General features: G+C 75.7%; 5 protein-coding genes. 2 read left to right on the top strand and 3 right to left on the bottom strand.

Translation table 11 applies throughout. From position 1 onward, the window contains the following. Positions 1-151: 151 nt before the first annotated feature. Both ACZ60W_RS28475 and ACZ60W_RS28470 read right to left on the bottom strand, forming a co-directional pair. Positions 152-1,222 (bottom strand): chitinase, encoded by a 1,071-nt coding sequence (locus ACZ60W_RS28475; RefSeq protein WP_469758241.1) that lies wholly within the window; start codon positions 1,220-1,222, stop codon positions 152-154. 103 nt (positions 1,223-1,325) lie between these two features. Further along, the gene (locus tag ACZ60W_RS28470; RefSeq protein WP_469758240.1) at positions 1,326-3,926 is read right to left on the bottom strand and encodes an MFS transporter; all 2,601 of its coding nucleotides are present in this window, start codon (positions 3,924-3,926) and stop codon (positions 1,326-1,328) included. Positions 3,927-4,075: 149 nt separating this feature from the next. On the opposite strand from ACZ60W_RS28470, the gene ACZ60W_RS28465 reads away from it, so the two are divergent. Continuing rightward, positions 4,076-5,932 (top strand): serine/threonine-protein kinase, encoded by a 1,857-nt coding sequence (locus tag ACZ60W_RS28465; RefSeq protein ID WP_469758239.1) that lies wholly within the window; start codon positions 4,076-4,078, stop codon positions 5,930-5,932. 50 nt (positions 5,933-5,982) lie between these two features. Here the strand turns inward: ACZ60W_RS28465 and ACZ60W_RS28460 are convergent, their stop codons facing one another. After that, positions 5,983-8,004, bottom strand: a complete 2,022-nt coding sequence (locus ACZ60W_RS28460) for a SpoIIE family protein phosphatase (protein ID WP_469758238.1) — start codon at positions 8,002-8,004, stop codon at positions 5,983-5,985. On the opposite strand from ACZ60W_RS28460, the gene ACZ60W_RS28455 reads away from it, so the two are divergent. Beyond that, positions 7,931-8,578, top strand: a complete 648-nt coding sequence (locus tag ACZ60W_RS28455) for a sigma factor (RefSeq protein ID WP_469758237.1) — start codon at positions 7,931-7,933, stop codon at positions 8,576-8,578. The two genes, ACZ60W_RS28460 and ACZ60W_RS28455, sit on opposite strands and share 74 nt — an antisense overlap. Positions 8,579-8,661 lie beyond the last annotated feature (83 nt).

Here is an 8,661-nt window from a genome sequence, read left to right as displayed (position 1 = left end):
CGCGGGAGACGCGGGAGACGCGGGAGACGCGGGAGACGCGGGAGACGCGGGAGACGCGGGAGACGCGGGAGACGCGGGAGACGCGGGAGACGCGGACGCCCCCGCCGGGGCGGGGGCGTCGCGTCGTGCCGGGGGGCGTCCGGGTGCCGTGCTAGCGGCCTTGGAGCGCCTTGACGTTGTTGCCGAAGGTCCAGTTCTTCGAGCCGTCCCAGTTGGCCGACCAGGTCATCAGGCCCTTGAGCGCTCCGCCGTAGTGGTTCCACGCCTGCGCGACGGCGGTCGGCGCCATGTAGCCGCCGCCGGCGCCCGGCTGGGCGGGCAGGCCGGGGACCTGCTTGTCGTACGGGACCTTGACGGTGGTGCCCTGGATCACCAGGCCGCGGTTGAGGCAGTCGGTCTGGGCGACGAAGCCGGCGACGGTCCCGGCGGAGTAGGAGTCGCCGGAACATCCGTACATGCTGCCGTTGTAGTACTGCATGTTGAGCCACCACAGGCGGCCGTTGTCCGCGTACTTCTTGACGATCGGGAGGTAGGCGCCCCAGATGGATCCGTAGGCGACGCTGCCGCCGGTGACGTACGCGGTCTCGGGGGCCATGGTCAGTCCGAAGCCGGCGGGCATGCGGGCGAGGACGCCGTCGATGATGCGGACCAGGTTGGCCTGCGAGGTGGAGAGGGTGCCGATGGACCCGCTGCCGACGAGGCCGGTCTCGATGTCGATGTCGATGCCGTCGAAGTTGTACGTCTTCAGGATCGGCACGACGGTCTCGACGAACCGGTCGGCGACGGCGCGGGAGCTGAGGTCGATCCCGGCGGTGGCGCCGCCGATCGACAGCAGGAGGGTGGCTCCGGCCGCCTTGGCGCGGCACATCTCCGCCGGGGTGGAGACCCGGACGGTGCTGTCCATGCCGTCCTCCCACAGCACCGTGCCGTCCGAACGGATCACGGGAAAGGCGGCGTTGATCACGTTGTAGCCGTGGGCGGCGAAGCGGGGGTCGTCGATCGGCGCCCAGCCGAAGGGCGGGTGGACGCCGTTGGCGGCGCCGTCCCAGTTCTCCCAGTAGCCCTGGAGGACCTTGCCCGCGGGCTTCTGCTTGAGGGCGCAGGTGTCCGCCGCGGGGGCCGCGGCGGCGGGGGTCAGGGCGGCGGAGGCCGCGAGGGCGGTGGCGGCGAGCAGGGTGCTGAGGCCCGCTCCGAGGAGGCGGGTGAGGCGGGGGACCGGCATGCGTGCTCCTGAGGACGTGGGGGTGTTCCTAGGCTTCGCGCGCGCTCCAGCAGACCGTAGGTTGGTCCAGACCTTTCGTCAACCACCCTTGCCGACAAGGGAGTTAACGAGACGCCGCCCCAGGGGGCCGTTCCTCGGAGCCGATCAGCGCGAGGGCCAGCAGCCCCGCGAGCACCCACAGGCCGGCCACGCACCAGAAGGCGACCGAGTAACCGGCCAGGACCGCCCCCTCCGACCGCGTGACGACCTCGCCCAGCGCCTCGGGGAAGTCATGCGGCCGCAGCAGATAGCCGTTCTCCAGGGCCTTCCTGAGGCCCTCGGGGACGTCGGTGCCGCTCAGCCGGCCCGCGATCACCGGGGCGAGGAGGGCGGCGAGCAGCGGGGCGGCGAGCAGCCCGCCGAGGCTCTGCAGCGCGAGGACCACCGCCGCGGTCCCGCCGGCCTTCCCCGCGGGCGCCGCGCCGGTCGCGGTGGCGAGCAGCGGGGAGAGGGCGAGTCCGAGGCCGAGACCGACCAGGAGCAGGGCGGGCAGCACCAGACCGGTGTACGAGCTGTCCCTCTCCAGCCCGGTCAGCAGGGCCGCTCCGGTCGCCGCGGTCAGCAGCCCCGGAGCGACGAGGCGACCGGGTGGCGTCCGGTGCTGGAGGCGCGCGGCGACCTGGGTGGAGACGACCAGGAGAGCACCCGCCACCGGCAGCAGGGCGAGGGAGACCTGTGCGGGCGTGGGGATGTCGAGGGCGCCGGTCAGATAGCGGTACAGGACCAGGAGGAGGACGGAGGCCGCCACGCCCGCGAGGGCCAGGACGAGGAGGGCGCCCAGGCGCCGGCGGTCCCCGAGGAGGGCCTGCGGGACGAGCGGGTCCGCCGTCCGCGTCTGCCACAGGACGAACGCCCCGAGCAGGGCCGCGCCCGCCACGAGGAGCAGCAGGGTCAGCGGTTCGGTCCAGCCCGAGCCGTCGGCCGTGCCGGCCGCGTCCAGGCCGTAGCCGAGCGCGGCCAGGCCGGCCGTACCGAGCAGCACCCCGACCACGTCGAAGCGGGCGGGCGCACGGCCCCGCCGCTCGTCGGCGACGCCGCTCGCCGGCGCGGCCGCCAGGGCGGCGAGCGGCACGGTGCCGTAGAAGCACCAGCGCCAGCCGAGCCCGTCGGCCAGCCAGGCGCCCGCGTAGTCGCCGATCACCAGACCGCCGCCGGCGAGCACGGCGTAGACCCCGAAGGCCCTGCCCCGTTCCCGGTGGTCGGTGAAGCCGCCGGCCACCAGCGCCAGCGCCGCCGTGGACACCAGCGCGGCGGAGGCGCCCATGAGGACCTGCGCCGCGACGAGCAGGGCGGTGGCGCTCGCCGAGCCGCCGAGCACGGCGGACAGGGCGGCCCCGGCCAGGCCGACGAGCAGGGTCTTCCGGCGGCCGAGGAGGTCGGCCAGGTGCCCGCCGCACAGCAGCAGCGCGCCGAAGGTGAGCGCCTGGGCGAGGAGCAGGGTGCGCAGCGTGTCGACGCCGACGCCCAGGTCGGCCTGGGCCGCGGGGAGCGCCGTGTACATCGCCGACGAGCCGACCGCCACCAGGAGTTGCGCCGGCACCGCCGCCGCGAGTCCCCACCAGCGCTTCGGGGACGTCCCCGGCGCCTCGGGCGGCGACGCGGGCGGGGCCCAGTGCCCCGGCACGGTTCCGTCCGCCGGCCCGAAGCCCCCGGACGGCCGCCGGCCGACGGGCGTGGTCGGGGTGTACGCCGGCGGGGGCGGCAGCGGCTGTGACGGGACGCGCGGGTCCTGCGGGGCGGGCGTCGCCTCAGGCGGGACCCGCGTCTCGGGCGTGAAGTCGAGCAGGCGGGCCGCATGGCGGCCGAGCTGGGCGAGGACCGAGCCGGGCAGCCACTCCTCGGCGCCGTCGCCGGCGGTGCGGGCGGCGACCTCGGCGGGCGTGGGCCGGCGCGCCGGGTCCTTGTCCAGGCAGGCGCGGACGAGGCCGGCCAGGGAGTCCGGCACGCCGGTGAGGTCCGGCTCCTCCTCCGCGATCCGGAAGAGGTGCGCGTGGAGGCTGGAGTCCGAGGCGCCGAAGAGGAGCCGGCCGGTGGCGGCGTAGACGAGGACGGCGCCGAGGCAGAACACGTCGCTGGCCGGGGTGAGTTCGAGGCCCCTGACCTGTTCGGGCGACATGAAGCCGGGCGAGCCGATCAGCATGCCGGTGCGGGTGCGGAGACTGTCCCCGGCCAGGCCGTCCATGGCCCGCGCGATGCCGAAGTCGATGACGCGCGGCCCGTCCACGGTGACCAGGACGTTCGAGGGCTTGAGGTCGCGGTGGATGAGCCCCGCCGCGTGCACCGACCCCAGGGCCGCGGCAAGGCGGTGGGCGAGGGTCCGGACCGAGGGCTCGGGCAGCGGCCCGAAGTCCCGGGCGACCACGGTCGTGAGGTCGGGCCCGGGGATGTACTGGGTGGCGACCCAGGGCACGGGCGCGTCGGTGTCGGCGTCGAGCACGGCGGCCGTCCACTCGCCTCCCACCCGGCGGGCGGCCGCGACCTCGCGGGCGAACCTCTGCCGGAACTCGGGGTGCTGGGCGTGCTCGGCCTGCACCACCTTGACGGCGACGGTGCGGCCGGCCTCGGACCGCCCCAGGTAGACGAGTCCCATGCCGCCCGCGCCCAGCCGGGCGATGAGGCGGTACGGGCCGATGCGCGTCGGATCTTCGGTGATCAACTGCTCCACGCCGGTAACATAGTTGAGGGCGCGCGTCCCCGTGCCGGATCGCGGCGAACCATGGCCGACGTCACGGCGCGACGCCCCGCGTGGAGTCTCCCCGGGCACCGGTAGGGTGCCGTCCGGCAACAGTGGTCCGCGTGGGGAGACTTGGGTACATGAGTGAGCGGCAGTCGGGTCGCGGCGGTGGCGGCGAGGTCTTCCAGGCGCTCGCGGCGGACGATCCCACCACGGTCGCGGGGTACCGTCTCGCCGCCCGGCTGGGCGCCGGCGGCATGGGGAAGGTGTACCTGTCGTACACGCCCGGCGGCCGCGCCGTCGCCATCAAGCTCATCCGCCCCGAGTTCGGCGAGGACGCCGAGTTCCGCCGCCGCTTCGCCCAGGAGGTGCGCTCCGCGCAGCGCGTCCAGGGCCTGTTCACCGCGCCCGTGATCGACGCGGACCCCGACGGCACGCAGCCCTGGCTGGCCACCGCGTACGTGCCGGGTCCGTCCCTCGCCGACGCGGTCGTCGCGCACGGGGCTCTGCCGGTGGAGACGGTGCTGCTGCTCGTCGCGGGGATGGCGGAGGCCCTGCACGTGATCCACGGCGCCGGGATCGTGCACCGCGACCTCAAGCCGTCCAACGTGCTGCTCGCCGCCGACGGCCCCCGGGTCATCGACTTCGGCATCGCGCACGCCGCGGACGCGACCTCGCTGACCGGCAGCGGGGTCACGATCGGCACGCCGTCGTTCATGGCCCCCGAACAGGCGGCGGGCAGCAAGGTCACCCCGGCCACGGACATCTTCGCGCTCGGTCAGGTCGCGGCGTACGCGGCGACCGGTGTCCCGGCGTTCGGCGAGGGCACCTCGCACGGGGTGCTGTACCGGATCGTGCACGAGCAGCCCGACCTCTCCGCGGTGCCCGAGCGGCTGCGCGAGCTGGTCACCCGCTGCCTCGCCAAGGAGCCCGCGTCCCGCCCGACGATCCCGGAGATCATCGGGCTCTGCCAGGCCGCGAACGCGTCGACCGTGCTGCGCCGGCCCGAGGACTGGCTGCCGGGCGTGGTGTCCGCCGACATCACGGCCCGCACGGCCGCTCCGGCGCCGCCGCAGACGCCTCCGCCGCCGACCGTCGCGCCGACGGCGGGCCACGCCCCCACCGCGCCGTCGGGCCCGCCCGCGGCCTCCTCCCCCACCGCGCCCTCCGGCCCCCCGGCGGCCCACGCGCCCACGGCTCCGGCCGGGCCGCCGGTCCGTCCGGCGGCACCTCCCGCGGCTCCCGCGACGGCGCCGCCCGCAGGCTTCGGTCCCCCGGCCGGGCAGCCGCCGGCGCCCGCCCGTCCGCAGGGTCTCCCCCCGCAGCCGTACGCGCCGCAGGCGTACCCCCAGGGCGGCTACCCGACCGCGCCGTACCCGCACCCCGGCACCGGGCAGGCCCCGGCCCGGCGCGGGCTGCTCGTCGCCGTCGCCGCCGCGGTGGCCTTCGCCGTCGCGGGCAGTGTGACGGCGTACGTGGTGCTGAAGGACCAGGGGGAGACCACGGCGGACGGCGGGGGGAAGCCCCGCAGGAGTGACGGCGGCGCGACGGGCGGCGGCGCGGGCGGTGCGTCCGGTGCGACGCCCGCCGCCAAGCCCTCGGCGGCCGACCCGAAGCCGTCCGACTTCAAGGCCGTCAACCTGACCGCCGGCTACCACCTCACCCTCGGGGACGAGTCCGTGCGGCCCCAGGCGGGCGAGGACGGGGGCTACGAGCTCTCCTACGACACCGGCGGCTACCTGGACGCCGAGAGCAGCGGCGGCAGTCTGGTGCTGCTGGACCCGGGGCAGGAGGGGTCCCTCGCCACGTGCCGGGCGGAGACCCGCTTCACCGAGAACATCTACGTGAACAAGCTGTCCACGGGCCGGCAGGTCTGCGTCACCACGGGCTCGGGCCACCTGGGCCTCGTCACCGTCAGGGGTCTGTCGCCGGAGGACTCCCCCAGCACGTACATGACGATCGACCTGACGGTCTGGCGCAACGGGGCGACGCGGTAGCGGAGCGGCGCCCCGTCGGTCCTGAGGGGCTCGCGGCCCCGGGGACGCGGTCAGCGGGCGGCGGTCGGCCGGGTGCCGATCGCGGCCCAGACGGCCTTGCCGTCGTCGGTGTGCCGCACGCCCCAGTCCTCCGCGATCGTGGCGCAGATCAGCAGGCCCCGGCCGCCCTCGTCGACCGCCTTCGCGTGGCGCAGGTGCGGGGCGGCCTGGCCGGCGTCGGAGACCTCGCAGATCAGCCCGGAGCCCTGCCGCAGGAGCCGCAGGACGACGGGCTCGGCGCCGTAGCGGATGGCGTTGGTGACCAGTTCGCTGACGACCAGCGTGACGGTGAACGGGTCGAGCGGCAGCTCCCACGCGTCGAGGCGCTCCTCGACGAGCGCGCGGGCGGTGCCGACCGCCTCGAAGTCGAACGGAATCTCCCACTCGGCGAGTTCGTCGGCGGACAGCCGGCGGGTGCGGGCCAGCAGGAGGACGCGGTCGGGGGCGAGGAGTCGCTCGACGTCGTCGGCCATCGTCTCCGGCGGGCGGTCGGGGCGGGCGAGGGCGGCCATGATCTCCTCCGAGCGGGCGCCGTCGTCGCCGGGCGCGGGCGCGGAGGCCAGGCAGAGCGTGCTCCCCTCGGGCAGCACGGCGGTCGCGCAGGCGAACGGCGGTCCTCCGGCCCCGAGGAGCGGCCCGTCCTCGACGGGCCGCTCGTCCACCGAGCCGTCGGGGCGCACGACCGCGAAGAGGGAGGTACCGGCCTGGGCGATGTCGATCCGGCCGTCGACGGGGTCGTACACGGCGATCGTGCAGCTCGCGGTGGGTTCGTCGGCCCTCGGCCCCGTCGTGTGCTCCACGGAGAGCCGGCGGGTGACGGCGTGCAGCCGGGCCAGGAGTTCGTGGGGGTCGAGGTCGAGCGTGGTCAGGCTGTGGACGGCGGTCCGCAGCCGGCTCATGGTGGCCACCGCGCTCAGCCCCGGGTTCTCGACCTGTCCCACGACGAGGGCGACGCGGGCTCCGGGGAGGGGGATCACGTCGTACCAGGACCCGGCGCCGGTGCCGCCGGGGCGGTGCCGCTGGGCGACGTCGACGGCCCGCTGGGTGGCCTCGTGCTGGCGCAGGGGCCATGACTGGAGGGCGTACATCACGATGTGCTCGCGGGTGAACCGCAGGGCGTTGTCCAGGCAGGTCGCGGTGCGGGCCGCGATGGCGTCGGCGAGCGCCAGGTCGTCCTGCCCGTAGGGCTCTGCGCCGACGGCGCGGTGGAAGGCGACGACGCCGAGGACCTGGCCGTGCACGGCGAGCGGCACCACCAGGCCCGGGCCGGGGTGGCCGTCGTCGGCCGCGGGGACGCCGCCCGTCGCCGAGCCGGGCAGCAGGGAGGCGGACGGCGGCAGCCCGTCGCCGAAGATCCCCGGCAGCAGGACCGGCCCGACGTCCGGTACGGCCGGGCCCGCGGCCGTCCGGCCGGCGGCGGCGCAGCGCAGCAGCGGGGTGGTGTCGCCGGCGTCCAGGGCCGGGTCCCTGCCGCGCAGGACGGCGTCGGTGAGGGCGACGACGACGGAGTCCGCGAACCGGGGCAGGGTCACGTGGACGAGCTCGCGGGCGGTGCGCTCGACGTCGAGGCCGGTGCCTATCCGTTCGTGCGCGTCGTGGAGGAGGGCGAGCCTGGCCTGGGCGCGTTCGCGGGCGGTGACGTCGGTGCTGGTCACGACGAGGCCGAGGACGCGGCCGTCCCCGTCCTCCAGGCGGTGGACGGAGACGGAGAAGACGCGCGGGCGGGGACGGCCGGCGGACGGCGGGCCGGTCACCAGCCGGTCGGCCACCGGGCGGCCGGTGGCGAGGACGTCGAGCAGGAGGTCCTCGTCGGCGGAGACGCCGAGGGTGGCGTACGCCTCGGCCGCGCGCCGCCCGACGATCCGGTCGACCGGGAGGCCGCGCAGCGCGGCGGCGACGCGGTTCACCTTGATGACGCGCAGGTCCTGGTCCAGGACGTGGAGCCCCACTTCGGCCTGGGTGAAGACGGCCCCCAGGATCGCCTCGCTCCAGGTGCTCTCGTCCGTCGTGACCCGAGGCTGTTCCGCGTTCACTCGCTCCTCCCGCGGGGATGTCCGGCCGGCCGACGGTCCCGGGGGCGGGCCCGCCGCACCCGGGCGCGGCGGCGGACGACGTGCCGAGGAACTCCCGCCGCTCTCCCGAGCCTCCCTCACCCCGGCGCATCCCGCGAACGGACGGGGGTGCGGGCCGTCTCGTCCGGACCTCGCCGGCAGGTGGGCCGGGCGGCACGGGCCAGGCGGGGTCGGGCCGGCCGAGGAGCAGGTGCAGGGCGCGCTCGTCGGTGCCCCGGAGCAGTGGCCCGTCTCCGGGGTGCCCGACAACCCGGCCGCCTGGCTGACTTCGACCGCCCGGCGGCGGGCGGTCGACCACATCCGGCGCTCGCGGCGGCTGACGCGGAGGCACGAGGAACTCGTCTACCGCTCGATCCGGCGGGAACCGGGTTCACGCTCCCTCGCCCGAAGGCCCAACCGGAGCCTTTCCGGGGCGAGTAGGGAGCGGGGAGTGACCGAGGGGGGATCAGGAAGCGCTTACCGCACGGTACTTCCTGGGGGGCGAGCAAGTTCGGACCTTCTGGGCGCAGTATCGGAAAAGTATTCTCTTCAATGAATGCCGATCCGATCACAAGAGTTCCGAACTGATCAACAACGGATCTATAGTGCCGTCGTTGCGACTCCCTTCCCCGTGTGCCC

The organism is Streptomyces sp. NPDC104202, assembly GCF_055584185.1.
The sequence above is the reverse complement of the archived record's forward strand: the minus strand, read 5'-3'. Positions and strand labels throughout refer to the sequence as shown.